We start from the raw sequence: 14,500 nt of genomic DNA, 5'->3' as shown, positions 1-14,500 counted from the left end.
GATGTCCTCCATGCACCCCAACGCCGCCGCCTGGCGGTCGCTCCGCTCCGACCGCAGCGTGGTCGACAACCGGGTCTCTCGTGAGACCGTCCGCCGCGTGCTCGGCTTCGCCCGACCCCACCGGCGGCTGATCACGGTCTTCCTGACCGTCACCGTCATCGACTCCGCGATGGTGGTCGTCACCCCGCTGCTCGTGCAGCGCATCGTCGACGACGGCATCATCGGCGGCGACACCGGCCTGGTGACCTACCTCGCGCTCGCGATGGCCGGCGCCGCCGTGGTCAGCGCCGTCCTCGCCGTCATCGGCGGGTGGTTCTCCTCCCGCATCGGCGAGGGCCTGATCTTCGACCTGCGCACCAAGGTGTTCGGCCACGTCCAGCGGCAGTCGCTGGCGTTCTTCACCCGCACCCAGACCGGGGCGCTCGTCTCGCGGCTCAACAACGACGTCATCGGCGCCCAGCGCGCCTTCACCTCCACCCTGTCCAGCACGGTCTCCAACACGATCGCCGTCGTGGTCGTCGGCATCGCGATGCTGGCCCTGAGCTGGCAGGTCACCCTGCTCTGCCTGGTGCTGTTCCCGATCCTGTTCCTCGTCTCCCGCTGGGTCGGCGGCCGGCTCGCCGGCCTGACCCGGCAGCAGATGGACGGCAACGCCGACCTCGGCAACCTGATGACCGAGCGCTTCAACGTCGGCGGCGCGATGCTGCTCAAGCTGTTCGGCCGCCGCGGCGAGGAGGACGACCTGTTCGCCACCAAGGCGGCCCGGGTCCGCGACCTCGGCATCCGGATCTCGCTGATCACCCGCGTCTTCGGTGCCTCGATGATGCTGGTGCCCGCGCTCGCCACCGCCCTGGTCTACGGCGTCGGGGGCCACCTCGCCGTCGACGGCACGCTCACCGTCGGCACGCTGCTCGCCCTCGCCACCCTGCTGCTGCGCCTGCTCGGGCCGCTGCAGGGGCTCTCCAACGTGCGCATCGACATCATGACGGCGCTGGTCAGCTTCGAGCGGGTCTTCGAGGTCCTCGACCTGCCGTCGCTGATCACGCAGAAGCACGGCGCCGTGGTGCTGCCCCGCGACGCCGGCCGCCTGGAGTTCGAGCACGTCTCGTTCAGCTACCCCGGCGCCGACGAGGTCTCCCTCGGCTCGCTGGAGAACCTCGCCCGCACCGAGTCGCGCGAGCGCCCCCAGGTGCTCACCGACGTCGGGTTCGTCGCCCAACCCGGCGAGATGGTCGCCCTGGTCGGTCCCTCCGGCGCCGGCAAGAGCACCATCACCCACCTGGTGGCCCGTCTCTACGACGTCGGCAGCGGCGCCGTCCGGGTCGGCGGCCACGACGTGCGCGACGTGACCCTGCAGTCGCTCGAGGATGTCGTCGGCTACGTCACCCAGGACGCCCACATGTTCCACGACACGATCCGCGCCAACCTGCGCTACGCCCGGCCCGAGGCCACCGACGACGCCATCTGGGCGGCCCTGGAGGCCGCGCAGGTCTCCACGCTCGTCCGGTCGTTGCCCGACGGCCTCGACACCGTGGTCGGTGACCGCGGCTACCGACTGTCCGGTGGCGAGCGGCAGCGGCTGGCGATCGCGCGGCTGCTGCTGAAGTCGCCGGCCATCGTCGTCCTCGACGAGGCGACCGCCCACCTCGACTCCGAGTCCGAGGCCGCCGTGCAGCACGCGCTCGACGCGGCGCTCGAGGGCCGCACGTCGCTGGTGATCGCCCACCGGCTCTCCACGGTGCGCAATGCCGACCAGATCCTGGTCGTCGACGACGGCCGGATCGTCGAGTTCGGCACCCACGACCAGCTGCTGGCCCGGCGCGGGCTCTACGCCGACCTCTACCGCACCCAGTTCTTCATCGACGACGCAGAGTCCGTCGCGCTCGACTAGCGGCGCTGGTACTCCGGGCGCACGTTGGTGGTCCGCTCCCGCTTGGGACGGGGCTGGCGGGGCTGGCGGGGAGCCCGCGGCGTCCGGCGGGGTCCGTCACCGCGCGGGCCGCGCCGGCGCTCGTCGTAGGCGAGGTAGCCGAACCCGAACACGGCCAGGACCCCGAAGAACCACCACTGGAGGCCGTAGAAGAAGTGCGGCCCGCTGTCGAGCTCGGGCAGGTCGTGGGCGGCGAGGGCGGGAACCGGCTCGCCGTCCTCGGAGACCGCGTCGACGAAGCCGTCGTACACCGGCGTGCCGATGGCCTCGCCGATCCGGTCGGACGAGATGGCCCGGGTCGACAGGTTGGCGACCTCGGTGCTGTCGCCGGTGCCGTCGACGCGCACCCACCCGACGACGGTGACCTCGCCGGACGGGGGGTCGGGGACCTCGATGTCCGCCAGGGAGCGCGCGTCGGTCTGCAGGAACCCGCGGTCGACGACGAGGGCCACGCCCCGGTCGGTGACGAGGGGGACGACGACCTGCACGCCCGGCGCGCCGTCGTCGTCGCTGCGGTAGCGCACGATGACGGTGTTCGCGGCGTCGTAGGTCCCGGTGGCCTCGACGCGCCGCCACTCGTCGTCGCGGTCGACGTCGCGGTCGGGGGAGAGGACGTCGTCGACCGGGGCCGGCGCCAGCGCCTCGTTGGTGCGGACGACGTCGTTGCGCTGCTGGCGCTCGGTGAGCCGCCCGAACTGCCACTCCCCGAGCCACCAGGCGAACGCGCTCAGCAGGACCACCACGAGCCCGAAGGTCACCCAGCGGCGGCTGAGCAGGAAGCGGTAGGACCCCACGGGTCCAGGTTATCGACCGGTCCGTCACCCCCCGGGACCCGCCGTGACCCGCCGGGACCCGCCCGGTGACGCCGGACCGACCTCGGACCAGCCACGACTCCGTAGACTCGAGGGGTGCAGCTGCTGGAGGACGCCTACGGTCGGGTCGCGACCGACCTGCGGGTCTCGCTGACCGACAAGTGCAACCTGCGCTGCACCTACTGCATGCCGGCCGAGGGACTCGACTGGATGCCGACCAGCCAGCAGCTGACCGACGACGAGGTCGTCCGGCTGGTGGGGGTCGCCGTGACGCGGCTGGGCGTGCAGGAGGTCCGGTTCACCGGTGGTGAGCCCCTCGTGCGCCGCGGCCTGGTCGACATCGTCGCCCGCACCCACGTCCTCGGGGTGGAGACCTCGCTGACCACCAACGGCCTCGGGCTGGCCCGCACCGCCGGCGCGCTCGCCGCGGCGGGCCTCGACCGCGTCAACGTCAGCCTCGACACCGTCCGCCGCGACACCTTCACCGCGCTCACCCGCCGCGACCGGTTCGACGACGTCGTCGCCGGCCTCGAGGCCGCCGCGGCCGCCGGGCTCGGGCCGGTCAAGGTCAACGCCGTGCTGATGCGCGGCATCAACGACGGCCAGGCCGCCGAGCTGCTCGGCTGGTGCGTCGAGCGCGGCTACGAGCTGCGGTTCATCGAGCAGATGCCGCTCGACGCCCAGCACGGCTGGAGCCGCGACGGCATGATCACCGCCGACGAGATCCTGGCCGCGCTCGAGGCGGCGTACGTGCTCACCCCGGCCGAGGAGCCGCGCGGGAGCGCCCCGGCCGAGCGCTTCCTGGTCGACGGTGGTCCGGCGACCGTCGGCGTCATCGCCTCGGTGACGCGACCGTTCTGCGGCGACTGCGACCGGGTGCGGCTGACGGCCGACGGCCAGGTCCGTACCTGCCTGTTCGCCCGCCAGGAGTCCGACCTGCGGGCCGCGATGCGCGCCGGCGCCACCGACGACGAGCTGGCCGAGCGCTGGCTGGTCGCGATGCGCGGCAAGGCCGCCGGCCACGGGATCGACGACCCGTCGTTCCTGCAGCCGCAGCGGCCGATGTCGGCCATCGGCGGCTGAACCGACCGAGCCGACCGAGCCGGCTCAGACCGCCGGCTGGTGCGGCACGACGTCCTTGAGGAACTGCCGCGCCTCCAGGAACGCCGAGAGCGAGCCGCGGTGCTCGTCGCACGCGAGCCACACCTTGCGCCGGTCGGGCGTGTGGAGCTTGGGGTTGTTCCACAGCACCTGCCACGTCGCCGGGACCTGGCACCCCTTGGCGGAGCAGACGTCGTCGTTCACAGCTCGCGGCGCTGCTGCCCGGACTCGAGCTCGGGGCGGGTGAAGTCACCCTCGCGCAGCCGGAACCCGTCGGAGAGGTTGGCGGCGGCGTTGGCCATCACGACCGCGATGTAGGGGAGCACGAGGGCGCCGGCGATGAGGAACGGCCAGAGCCAGTCGACGCCGGTCAGCGACGCGGCGATCGCACCGACGAAGCACAGCGTGCGCAGGCTCATCGAGAGCAGGTAGCGCCGCTGCCGTGCACTGATGTCCTCGGCCCGGCTGCCGGCCGCGGTGGTGATCCGGACGACGTCCTCGGTGTCCTGCCTCCGCGCCATGGCTCCAGCGTACGTCGGCCGGACCCGCCGTCCGGCCACCCCTAGGGTGGCCCCATGACCAATCGCACCTACCGCGTCACCGAGATCGTCGGCACCTCCCCGAACGGCATCGAGGAGGCCATCAGCAACGGCGTCGAGCGCGCCAGCAAGACGCTGCGCCACCTCGACTGGTTCGAGGTGACCCAGGTCCGCGGCCAGATCAAGGACGGCTCCGTCGAGCACTACCAGGTCGGGCTCAAGCTCGGGTTCCGCCTCGAGGACGACGAGTAGACCGGGTATTTCGACTACCCCCCGGTAATCACTAGCGTCGCTGAGCGTGAGCGAGCCAGCACAGCACGAACCCCGCGTCGTCCTCGTCACCGGCGGCAACCGTGGCATCGGCCGCGCCATCGCCGAGGCGTTCGTCGCCCAGGGTGACAAGGTCGCGGTGACCACGCGCAGCGGCGGTGCGCCCGACGGCGCGCTCGACGTGCGCTGCGACGTCACCGACCAGGCCGCCGTCGACGCGGCGTTCACCACGATCGAGGCCGAGCTCGGCCCGGTCGAGGTGCTGGTGGCCAACGCCGGCGTCACCGCCGACACCCTGGTGCTGCGGATGTCGGAGGACGACTGGAACAGCGTCATCGACACCAACCTCACCGGCTCCTTCCGCCTCGCCAAGCGCGCGGCCAAGGGCATGCTGCGACTGCGACGGGGGCGGATCATCTTCATCTCCTCGGTAGTCGGGCTGCTCGGCTCGCCGGGCCAGGTCAACTACGCCGCCTCCAAGGCCGGCCTGGTCGGCATGGCCCGGTCGCTGGCCCGCGAGCTGGGGTCGCGCTCGATCACCGCCAACGTCGTGGCGCCGGGCTTCGTCGACACCGACATGACCGCCGTGCTCACCGACGACCAGCGGGCGGCCATCCGCTCGCAGGTGCCGCTGGGTCGCTACGCCGACCCGGCCGAGGTCGCCGCGGCCGTGACCTGGCTGGCCGGCGACGGCGCGGCGTACGTGACCGGGGCCGTCATCCCGGTCGACGGCGGACTAGGAATGGGGCACTGAGCATGAGCGGCATCCTCGACGGCAAGACCATCCTCGTGGCGGGCGTCACGATGGACTCCTCGATCGGCTTCGCGACCGCCAAGGTCGCGCAGGAGCAGGGCGCCACGGTGCTCATCTCCAACTTCGGGCGCGCCCTCGGCATCACCCGGCGGATCGCCAAGCGGCTGCCCGAGACGCCTCCGGTGCTCGAGCTCGACGTCACCGACGACGACCACCTCGCCGGCCTGGCCGACCAGGTGCGCGAGCACCTCGGCGCAGACGCCCACCTCGACGGCGTTGTCCACTCCATCGCCTACGGCAACCCCGCCACGCTGCTCGGCGGCAAGTTCCTCACCGGCCCGTGGGACGACGTCGCGCAGGCCGTGCAGGTCTCGGCGTACTCGCTGAAGTCGCTGGCCATGGCCACCCGGCCGCTGATGGGCCCCGGTGGCTCGGTGGTGGGGCTGACGTTCGACGCCACCACGGCCTGGCCGGTCTACGACTGGATGGGCGTGGCGAAGGCCGCGCTCGAGTCGACGTCGCGCTACCTCGCCCGCGACCTCGGACCCGAGGGCATCCGGGTCAACCTGGTCGCCGCCGGGCCGCTGAAGACGCTGGCCGCCAAGGCGATCCCCGGCTTCGAGGACCTCGAGGCGATGTGGGAGACCAAGGCCCCGCTCGGCTGGGACAACGCCGACCACGAGCCCACCGCCAAGGCGGTCTGCGCCCTGCTGTCGGACTTCTTCCCGGCCACCACCGGCGAGATCGTGCACGTCGACGGCGGCTTCCACGCGATGGGCGCCTGAGGCACCACCGGCCCCCGCGGCGTGACCGGCGCGCTGGGTAACGTGCGCGCCGTGCCTTCCTCCCTGCTCGAGCTGCGGGTCCTCGAGGGACCCAACCTCTACTTCCCGCGCGCGGCCGTGAAGCTGACCCTCGACATCAGCGGGCTCAGCGACGCCACGGAGGAGACGGCGCTCCGCTTCGCCACCCGGACCGGCCTCAAGAACGCCCGGCCGGGCGCCCCCGGGTCGGGGTTCCGGCAGCGGTTCGCGCTGCGGGCCATCGGGCGGCTCGTGCGCGCGGTCGCCCAGGAGTCCGGTACGTCGCGGCTCGGCGTACGGGTGCGCTCGACCAGCGACCCGCACCACGTCGTGGTGGCGTTCCCGTGGAAGCACCGCACCCGCGCCCAGGAGATGGGCCGTGCCGTGGGCGACGTCCTCGACGCCGTGCCCGGCGGCGACATCGAGGGGGCCGTCAGCGCGGCAGCGGCCCGGGTGGCCGCGGCCGAGCCCGGTCCGGAGCCGACCACGATCGTGCCGCACGTGCCGGTGGTGGCGGTGACGGGCACCAACGGGAAGACCACCACCTCGCGGATGGTGGCCCACATCGCCCGCACGCACGGGCTGCACGTGGGCTGGTCCAACACCGACGGCATCTACGTCGACGGCGAGCTGGTCGAGGAGGGCGACTACTCCGGGCCCAGCGGCGCGGGGCGGGTGCTGGCCTTCCCCGAGGTCGAGATCGCCGTCACCGAGACCGCCCGCGGCGGCATCCTGCTCAAGGGGATCGGGCTGGTCCGCAACGACGTCTCGGTCGTCACCAACGTCACCGCCGACCACCTCGGGCTCCAGGGCATCGACACCGTCGACCAGCTCGCGGAGGTCAAGGCCGTGGTCCCGCGGATCACCCGCCGCTCCGGCTGGGCCGTGCTCAACGCCGACGACCCCCGGGTCTACGCGATGCGGTCGGTCATCAAGGCCCGGCCGTGGGCATTCTCGCGCGACGTCGACTCCCCGGGCGTGCGCGACACGCTCAACGACCGCGGTCGCGCCACGGTCGTCATCGACGGCTGGGTCTCGGTGCTGCGCCCCGACGCCGACCCCGACCCGCTCGTCGAGCTGGTCGACGTCCCGATGACCCTCGCCGGGCTGTCCCGCTTCAACGTCGAGAACACCCTCGCCGCCGCATCCGCGGCCCTGGCCGTCGGCATCCCGCGCGCAGCCGTCGTCGAGGGCCTGCGCACCTTCCGGCCCGACGCCGAGCACAACCCGGGCCGGATGAACTTCTTCACCATGCCCGACGGCGTCTCCGTGGTCATGGACCTCGCCCACAACGAGGCCGGGCTCGAGGCGATGGTGGAGATCATGAACGGCGTCCGCGCCGTCGGGCAGCGCATCCTCCTGGGGCTCGGCGTCGTCGGCGACCGCACCGACGAGCTGATCGAGAAGCTCGGCGAGATCGCGGCCCGCGACAGCGACGTCGTCGCGATCGGCCACAAGGAGCACTACCTGCGCGGCCGCACGGTCGAGGAGCTCGAGACCCTGATGCGCGCCGGCGCCGAGCGGGTCGGCGTGACGGCTGTGCCGGCGCACCCGACCGAGGTGGCCGTGCTCTCGGCCCTGGTCGGCCAGGCCCTGCCCGGCGACGTCGTCGGGCTGATGTGCCACGCCGAGCGGCAGGAGTGCTACGACTGGATCGCCGAGCACGGCGGCACCGCCGACACCGCCGAGGCGCTGGCCGCCAAGGTGCGGGCGGCTGCGGGTCCGGGTCCGGGTCCGGGTCCGGCGTAGCGGGGGTGCGGCTGGATCCTGGCCGCGGCCCGGGGGGTGAGATTTCACCGGTCCACCGGTGAAAGCTCGGCGAGCGAGCCCCCGACTCCCGCGACCACCGCACCAAGGGGTGGGGTGAGCGCCGGTCGCCTGGAAACCGGGAGCCATGCCCGACGAAGTCGATCCTCCCGTCCTGGTCGTCACCGGCGCCTCCAGCGGCATCGGTCGCGCCACCTGCCTGGAGGCCGCGGCGCGGGGCTGGCACGTCGTCCTCGCCGCCCGCGGCGAGGCGAGCCTCGACGAGGTCGCGGAGGAGTGCCTGGAGGCCGGTGCGGCCTCGGCGCTCGTCGTCCCGACCGACGTCGGCGACGACGCCGCGGTGGAGCACCTGGTGGGCGCGGCGCTGGCCGAGCACGGCCGGCTCGACGGGGTCGTCAACAGTGCCGGTGTGGTGGCCTACGGACGCACCGAGGAGGTGCCGGCCGAGGTCTTCGACGGCGTCCTGCGCACCAACCTGGTGGGCTCGGTCAACGTCGCCCGGCACGTGGTGCCGGTGCTGCGGCGCCAGGACCACGGCACGCTCGTGCTGGTCGGCTCGGTCGTCGGGCACGTGACGGTGCCGGGCATGTCGCCGTACGTGCTGAGCAAGTGGGGCGTCCGCTGCCTGGCCATCCAGCTGCGGGTGGAGAACCGCGACCGGTCCGGCGTCGGCATCGGGTACGTCGCCCCCGGCGGTGTCGACACCCCGATCTACCGCCAGGCCGCCAACTACGCCGGGTTCGCCGGACGGCCGCCGCCGCCCGTCGCCAGCCCCGAGCGCACGGCCCGCCAGGTGCTCGACCACGTGCAGCGCCCGCGGAGCCGGTCGCAGCTCACGCTCGCCAACGACGTGGTGCGCTTCGGTCACCAGTTCGTGCCGTGGGTCTACGAGCGGATCATCGAGTCGTCGTTCGCCGTCGGCGCCACCGACCTGTCGCGCCCGGTCGAGCCCACCGACGGCAACGTGCTGGAGGCCCGGGAGGACGGCAACGCCCTCGAGGGCCACCACGGCAGCGCGCTGGCCGGCATCGCCCGCAACGTCGGCACCGTGCTCCGGGGTGGCGCGCGACCGCGGTCCTAGACCCTGGACGGCGCCTGGTGGGGCTCACGTGACGCGGCCCGCACCCACGGCCACGTCATCAGCGCCCAGAGGGTGGCCAGGATCGCGACCTCGGCGACGACGTACCAGGGCCAGGGGCCGAGCAGGTCGAGGGCCGAGCCGCCGCTGGGCTTGGCCTGGAGGTAGCCGTAGTTGGTGCCGGCGGCCTCGTTGAAGGCGTACGCCGCGACCGCCCACACCAGGGTCACCACGATCGTGAAGCGGTAGTCGCGCCACCCGACGCGCACCCGCGCGCCCCAGACCAGGAACACCGCGGCCCAGACCACGACGAGGTGGATGAACCAGTAGGCGAAGAACCGGACGTCGGGGAAGTCCTCCCCGAGCGACGGGGTGACGACCGACTGGGTGGTCAGCACCAGGCCCCAGAAGTAGGTCAGCGCGACGGCGTGGCGGTGGTGGGTCCACAGCGCGACCGCGGCCGCCATCCAGGCCAGGTCGCTGAGGTTGAACGGCAGCGAGACGCCGAGCTCGAAGTTGGCCAGGACGTCGTAGACCTGGGTGGGGACGTGCACGACCGGGATCGCGACCGCCACCGCCCGGCTGACCCTCAGGTCGCCGCGCAGCCGCTCGGCACGGCCGAGCAGGTAGGCGAGCGGCAGACCCACGGCGAAGATGCCGAGCATCACCAGGTGTGCGGGGCTGAACTGGTCCACGCGCCCAGGATGCCCCAGGACGGCGGTGCTCCGGGTGAGCACCGGGGCTCAGACGTCGCCGGGATCCACGACATGGCCGGGCGTGCTGACGTCGAGGTCGCCCTCGACCACCAGCGCCGAGAGACCTCCGACGGTGCGGGTGGTGTGGGACTCGCCGCGCTCCCACACCGCGGCCTGGCCCGGCCCGATCTCCTGCTCGACGCCGTCGCCGCCGGCGACGACCGCGTCGCCCTCGAGGACGACGAGCAGCTGGGCCGACGCGGCCGGGTGCCGCCCGATCGTGCCCCGGGGCCGCAGCCGGACCATCACCAGGTGGGTCTCGGACCCCAGCCCGAACGCGCCGACCTCGAAGCCCTTGCTGCCGTTGGCCTCCACCGGCCGGTGGGCGACCGACCCGAGGTCGAGGATCCTCATTCGGCGGGGACGGGCGCGGCGTAGTCGGGGTCGGCGGCGGGGGCGTCGTCGCTGGCGCCGGCACCGGCCTGGGCGACCGAGGACCAGTTCTCCAGCTCGCTCATCACCGCGGCGTGGTTGTCGACGCACAGCACCAGCAGGTCGCCGCGGTTGGCCCGCGCCATCGCGTGGCGCACCGCCTCGATCTCGTCGAGGACCTCCTCGACCTGCTTGCAGCGCGCGCCGTCGGCCATCGCGGCCCGCACGCCCTCGGTCACCAGCGACGCCACCTCGCCGTCCTGGCGGCCGCGCGGGTTGGCGTCCTCGCGCACCACGACGACGTCGAAGTGCGCCGCGGCGATCTCGCCGAGCTCGCGCATGTCCTGGTCGCGCCGGTCGCCGGCCGTGGCGATGACGCCGATGCGCGAGGGGCGCGCGAGCTCGTGCGTGGACTGCATCGAGTCGCCGACCCGGTCGACGAAGTCGCCGAGCATCCGCATGCCGGGGGCGTTGTGGCAGTAGTCGACGATGACGTTGACGCCGCTGACCTCGACCTCGTTGAGGCGTCCCGGCGCGAGGTAGTAGTTGGTGGAGAAGGTCCGCAGGCCCTGCCGGATGTCGTGCAGGGGAGCGCCGGCCGCGAACGCCGCCGCGGCCGCGCCGAGGGCGTTCTGCACGTTCATCCGGGCCCGGCCGCTGAACGTCGACGGCAGCAGGTGGGTCCAGGCGAGCTGCATCTCGCGGGGGCCGTGCTTGACCACGATCATCTCGCCGCGCTCGCTCGGGTTCAGCACGAGCGCCTTGCCGCCGCGCCGGCAGTGGGCGTCGATCATGTCGCGCACCTCCGAGCCGGGCTCCTCCATCGAGAACCACACCACCTGGCCCGAGCAGCGCCGACGCATCTCGCGCACCAGCGGGTCGTCGGCGTTGAGGACGGCGTGCCCGTCGCGGGGGACGGCCTCGACCAGGACGGCCTTGACGTCGGCGAGCTGCTCGACGGTGTCGATGCCGCGGAGCCCCAGGTGGTCGGGCTGGACGTTGAGGACGACGGCGACGTCGTTGCGCTCGTAGCCCAGGCCCTCGCGCAGGATGCCGCCGCGGGCGACCTCGAAGACCGCGAAGTCGACACGAGGGTTCTGGAGCACCATCCGCGCCGAGCGGGGTCCCGACGCATCGGCCCGGATGAGCAGGCGCTCGTCGATGACCACGCCGTCGGTCGAGGTCATGCCGACCTTGCGGCCCATGCCCTTGAAGATGTGGCTGATCATCCGCGAGGTCGTGGTCTTGCCGTTGGTACCGGTCACCGCGACGATCGGGATCCGCGACGTCGCGCCGGGCGGGAACAGCATGTCGACCACCGGCTTGGCGATGAACTGCGGCTCGCCGATCGTCGGGTGGGTGTGCATCCGGAAGCCGGGGGCGGCGTTGACCTCGCAGATGGCGCCGCCGGTCTCGCGCACGGGCTCGGTGATGTCGGGGCAGATGAAGTCGATGCCGGCGATGTCGAGGCCGACCATCCGGGCGGCCTCCTCGGCGATCTCGACGTTCTCGGGGTGGGCCTCGAAGGTCCGGTCGATCGAGATGCCGCCGGTCGACATGTTGCCGGTGAGGGCGAGCCTGACGTGGGTGCCCTCGGGGGGCACGTCGGTCATCGCGAAGCCCTGCTCGGAGACGAGCTGGACGGCGGCGTCGTCGACCTTGATCCGGGTCAGCACCTTCTCGTGCCCGACGCCCCGGCGCGGGTCGGCGTTGGCGGTGTCGACGAGCTGCTCGACGGTCGAGATGCCGTCGCCGGTCACCGAGGCCGGCACCCGCTCGGCGATCGCCGCCACGCGGCCGTCGATGATCAGGCAGCGGTAGTCCTTGCCGACGATCTGCGACTCCACCAGGACCACGCCGCGGCGCGACTCGGCCTGGGCGAGCTCGAACGCCGCCCGGACGTCGTCCTCGTCCTCGTTGTCGAGGACCACGCCCCGGCCGTGGTTGCCGTCGAGCGGCTTGAGGACGACCGGGTAGCCGATCCGCTCCGCGGCACGCACGGCGGCGTCGGCGGTGCGCATCGTCTCCTGCTTGGGCACGGGCAGGCCGGCGGCGCTGAGCAGCGACGTCGTCAGGTCCTTGTCGGAGGCGATGTCGACGGCGATCGCGCTGGTGGCCGACGTCATCGTGGCCCGGATGCGCTTGGCGTGGACGCCCTGGCCGAGCTGGACCAGCGAGTGCTGGTTGAGCCGGATCCAGGGGATGTCGCGGGAGACGGCCTCGTCGAGGATCGCCTGGGTGGAGGGGCCGAACGCCGTGCGCTGGGCGCGCTTGATGAACTCCTCGAGCGCGGTGTCCCAGTCGAACTCCGGGTCGGCCTCGACCAGGTGGTTGACCAGCCGGACGGCGAGCCGCGACGCCGCGAGGCCGACCTGCTCGTCGATGTAGCCGAAGATGACGTTGTAGACGCCCTGCTGGCCCTTGACGCCCCGCGTCTTGCCGCGGCGTACGTCGTGACCGACGACCTGCTGCAGCGAGAGGGCGACGTGCTCGGCGACGTGGCCGAGCCAGGTGCCCTCGTTGAGCCGCTCGACGAAGCCGCCCCGCTTGCCGCGCGAGCACGAGTGCTCGCGCAGCCCGGGCAGCATCTCGAGCAGGTTGTCGGTGAACCCGGGCAGGGTGTTGGTCGGGAAGTCCTCGAGCACGCCGAGGTCGACGACGAGGTGGATCGCCTTGTCGTAGGACCACACGTTGGCGCCGCGGTAGACCCGCGTCTCGACGATGGTGAGGTCGGGGGTCGGGCGTTCGCTCATGGGGTGGTCCGTCCTTGCTCGGCCTGCGTGGTGCGGCCGGTGCGGCTCCGGGCGAGCCGGCGCCTGAGGGTGATCGGGTCGGCGTCCGCGGCGGCGATGTCGCGGGCGAGACGGCGCAGGTCGTGGCCGGCGGCCGCCATCTCGGCGGCCTCGGCGGGGTCGACCTCCGCCACGTGCGGGGCGAGGGTGCGGGTGGTGAGGTCGAACGTCGACCCGGCCGGCAGCACGTGCAGCACGACGCCGCTGGCCAGGATCGGGGCCGACCGCCTGGCCTCGTAGGCGTTGGTGGTGATCCGGGCGGGGTCCATGACCGTGACGGCGCCCTTGCCGAGCACGCTGAGCACCTCGTGCTGCTCGCCGTCGACGGTCAGGGTGTCGACGACCGCGGCGGTGTCCTCGTCGACACCGATGCCGAGCAGCTGGGGCGACTGGGCGACGATCATCAGCAGCCGGCCGTAGCGGTTGCGCTGGTCGAAGTGCTGGTCGATGACCGCAGAGTCGAGCAGCCCGAGGCCGGCCGCTACCTGGGTCATCCGCTGCTTGGGGGTCGACCCCGGCCCCCCGAAGGCCACCATGTGGCTGGACTGGATGCTCGCCCCGGCCGAGGTGCCGGCGACGACCACGCCGCGCCCGCGGGCCGCCACGACGGCGTCGCCCAGCGGGGTGCCGCAGATGATCGCCGAGAGCTTGAGCTGGTTGCCGCCGGTCATGAAGATGCCGGTGACGCCGTCGAGGCGGGCCACGAGGTCGGGGTCGTGGGCGTCGTCGCGCGACTCCGGGCGGATCGCGACGACGTCGGCGGCGCCCTCGCGCCGGAACAGGGCGTCGTACACCTCGACGACCTCGGGGCCGAGCGACGACGCGGTCGGCACGACGGCGATCCGGGCCTCCGGCCCCCCGGCGGCGGCCACGAACTCCCGCAGGATCGTCCGCTTGCGGAGCTTGTCCTCCGCGCCGCCGATGATCATGAGGGGTCCGGGAGCCATGGCGACCACCCTAGTGATCACCCGCTGCCGCGGACGGGGCCCCTCGCTAGGGTGGCGGGCATGGCTGGGGCGACGCGCACGCTGGTGCTGATGAGGCACGCGAAGGCCGAGCAGTCGGCCCCGAGCGACTTCGAGCGGCCCCTCGCCGAGCGCGGCCACCGCGACGCCGCCGAGGCCGGCCGGTGGCTCGCCGAGGCGGGCGTGGTGCCGCGCCACGCGCTGGTCTCGGCGGCGCTGCGCACCGAGCAGACCTGGCAGCACGTGTGCCGGGGCGCCGGCTGGGGCCTCTCGCCCGAGCTCGACCGGGGCCTGTACGCCGCCGACGTCGACACCGCGCTCGACCTGGTGCGGCTCCTCGACGACGACGTCCGGACCGCGGTCGTCGTGGGGCACAACCCGACGATGGCCTCGCTGGCGGCCACCCTGGACGACGGGGAGGGCGACGTCGAGGCCACCACCGAGATGACGGTGGGCACCTTCCCGACCAGCGCCGCGGCCGTGCTCACGGTGTCCGGCTCCTGGCGCGACCTGGCACCCGGCGCGGCGAGCCTGACCGGCTACCACGTCGGTCGCGGCTGAG

At 73.1% G+C, this 14,500-nt stretch carries 15 protein-coding genes; 8 read left to right on the top strand and 7 right to left on the bottom strand.

Annotated features, from left to right (window positions below; genetic code table 11):
• Nucleotide 1: 1 nt before the first annotated feature.
• Complete coding sequence (locus AC4MBH_RS14090; protein WP_491795523.1) at nucleotides 2-1,891, top strand: ABC transporter ATP-binding protein; 1,890 nt, start codon at nucleotides 2-4, stop codon at nucleotides 1,889-1,891.
• On the opposite strand, the gene AC4MBH_RS14085 is transcribed toward AC4MBH_RS14090, so the two are convergent.
• Complete coding sequence (locus tag AC4MBH_RS14085; RefSeq protein WP_491795522.1) at nucleotides 1,888-2,724, bottom strand: SURF1 family cytochrome oxidase biogenesis protein; 837 nt, start codon at nucleotides 2,722-2,724, stop codon at nucleotides 1,888-1,890. The two genes, AC4MBH_RS14090 and AC4MBH_RS14085, sit on opposite strands and share 4 nt — an antisense overlap.
• Before the next feature lie 114 nt (nucleotides 2,725-2,838).
• Between AC4MBH_RS14085 and moaA the strand changes: the two genes are divergently transcribed.
• Nucleotides 2,839-3,825: a GTP 3',8-cyclase MoaA gene (gene moaA, locus AC4MBH_RS14080; RefSeq protein ID WP_491795521.1), complete on the top strand. Its 987-nt coding sequence runs from the start codon at nucleotides 2,839-2,841 to the stop codon at nucleotides 3,823-3,825.
• 24 nt (nucleotides 3,826-3,849) lie between these two features.
• On the opposite strand, the gene AC4MBH_RS14075 is transcribed toward moaA, so the two are convergent.
• Both AC4MBH_RS14075 and AC4MBH_RS14070 read right to left on the bottom strand, forming a co-directional pair.
• Nucleotides 3,850-4,047 carry an acetone carboxylase gene (locus tag AC4MBH_RS14075; RefSeq protein ID WP_491795519.1) on the bottom strand — a complete coding sequence of 66 codons (198 nt, stop codon included), beginning with the start codon at nucleotides 4,045-4,047 and terminating at the stop codon, nucleotides 3,850-3,852.
• Nucleotides 4,044-4,364, bottom strand: coding sequence for a DUF3099 domain-containing protein (locus AC4MBH_RS14070; protein WP_491795518.1), 321 nt, complete (start codon nucleotides 4,362-4,364; stop codon nucleotides 4,044-4,046). The genes AC4MBH_RS14075 and AC4MBH_RS14070 overlap by 4 nt, the downstream gene beginning before the upstream one ends.
• 54 nt (nucleotides 4,365-4,418) lie before the next feature.
• On the opposite strand from AC4MBH_RS14070, the gene AC4MBH_RS14065 reads away from it, so the two are divergent.
• The 5 genes from AC4MBH_RS14065 to AC4MBH_RS14045 all read left to right on the top strand — a co-directional run bounded on the left by AC4MBH_RS14065 (nucleotide 4,419) and on the right by AC4MBH_RS14045 (nucleotide 9,057).
• Nucleotides 4,419-4,634: a dodecin gene (locus AC4MBH_RS14065; protein ID WP_491795517.1), complete on the top strand. Its 216-nt coding sequence runs from the start codon at nucleotides 4,419-4,421 to the stop codon at nucleotides 4,632-4,634.
• A 40-nt stretch (nucleotides 4,635-4,674) separates the two neighbouring features.
• Nucleotides 4,675-5,406 carry a beta-ketoacyl-ACP reductase gene (locus AC4MBH_RS14060; protein WP_491795685.1) on the top strand — a complete coding sequence of 244 codons (732 nt, stop codon included), beginning with the start codon at nucleotides 4,675-4,677 and terminating at the stop codon, nucleotides 5,404-5,406.
• A 2-nt stretch (nucleotides 5,407-5,408) separates the two neighbouring features.
• Nucleotides 5,409-6,191: an enoyl-ACP reductase FabI gene (gene fabI / locus AC4MBH_RS14055; protein ID WP_491795516.1), complete on the top strand. Its 783-nt coding sequence runs from the start codon at nucleotides 5,409-5,411 to the stop codon at nucleotides 6,189-6,191.
• Between the two features lie 51 nt (nucleotides 6,192-6,242).
• Nucleotides 6,243-7,958 carry a Mur ligase family protein gene (locus AC4MBH_RS14050; protein ID WP_491795515.1) on the top strand — a complete coding sequence of 572 codons (1,716 nt, stop codon included), beginning with the start codon at nucleotides 6,243-6,245 and terminating at the stop codon, nucleotides 7,956-7,958.
• Between the two features lie 145 nt (nucleotides 7,959-8,103).
• Nucleotides 8,104-9,057 carry an SDR family NAD(P)-dependent oxidoreductase gene (locus AC4MBH_RS14045; protein ID WP_491795514.1) on the top strand — a complete coding sequence of 318 codons (954 nt, stop codon included), beginning with the start codon at nucleotides 8,104-8,106 and terminating at the stop codon, nucleotides 9,055-9,057.
• Here the strand turns inward: AC4MBH_RS14045 and AC4MBH_RS14040 are convergent.
• The 4 genes from AC4MBH_RS14040 to AC4MBH_RS14025 are packed head-to-tail and all read right to left on the bottom strand — an operon-like array spanning nucleotide 9,054 to nucleotide 13,920.
• Nucleotides 9,054-9,749 (bottom strand): YwaF family protein, encoded by a 696-nt coding sequence (locus AC4MBH_RS14040; protein ID WP_491795513.1) that lies wholly within the window; start codon nucleotides 9,747-9,749, stop codon nucleotides 9,054-9,056. The genes AC4MBH_RS14045 and AC4MBH_RS14040 overlap by 4 nt on opposite strands.
• A 48-nt stretch (nucleotides 9,750-9,797) precedes the next feature.
• Complete coding sequence (locus AC4MBH_RS14035; protein ID WP_491795512.1) at nucleotides 9,798-10,163, bottom strand: cupin domain-containing protein; 366 nt, start codon at nucleotides 10,161-10,163, stop codon at nucleotides 9,798-9,800.
• A complete protein-coding gene (cphA, locus tag AC4MBH_RS14030) occupies nucleotides 10,160-12,934 on the bottom strand; it encodes a cyanophycin synthetase (protein ID WP_491795511.1) in 2,775 nt (924 codons plus the stop codon). Before cphA ends, AC4MBH_RS14035 begins: the two co-directional genes overlap by 4 nt.
• The gene (locus tag AC4MBH_RS14025; protein WP_491795510.1) at nucleotides 12,931-13,920 is read right to left on the bottom strand and encodes a cyanophycinase; all 990 of its coding nucleotides are present in this window, start codon (nucleotides 13,918-13,920) and stop codon (nucleotides 12,931-12,933) included. The genes cphA and AC4MBH_RS14025 overlap by 4 nt, the downstream gene beginning before the upstream one ends.
• A 60-nt stretch (nucleotides 13,921-13,980) precedes the next feature.
• Between AC4MBH_RS14025 and AC4MBH_RS14020 the strand changes: the two genes are divergently transcribed.
• Nucleotides 13,981-14,499, top strand: a complete 519-nt coding sequence (locus AC4MBH_RS14020; RefSeq protein WP_491795509.1) for a SixA phosphatase family protein — start codon at nucleotides 13,981-13,983, stop codon at nucleotides 14,497-14,499.
• The last annotated feature ends 1 nt before the right edge of the window (nucleotide 14,500 follow it).

The organism is Nocardioides sp. WJ219, from assembly GCF_058559815.1.
Note: the sequence above shows the minus strand (reverse complement) of the source record. Positions and strands in the feature narration are given on the sequence as shown.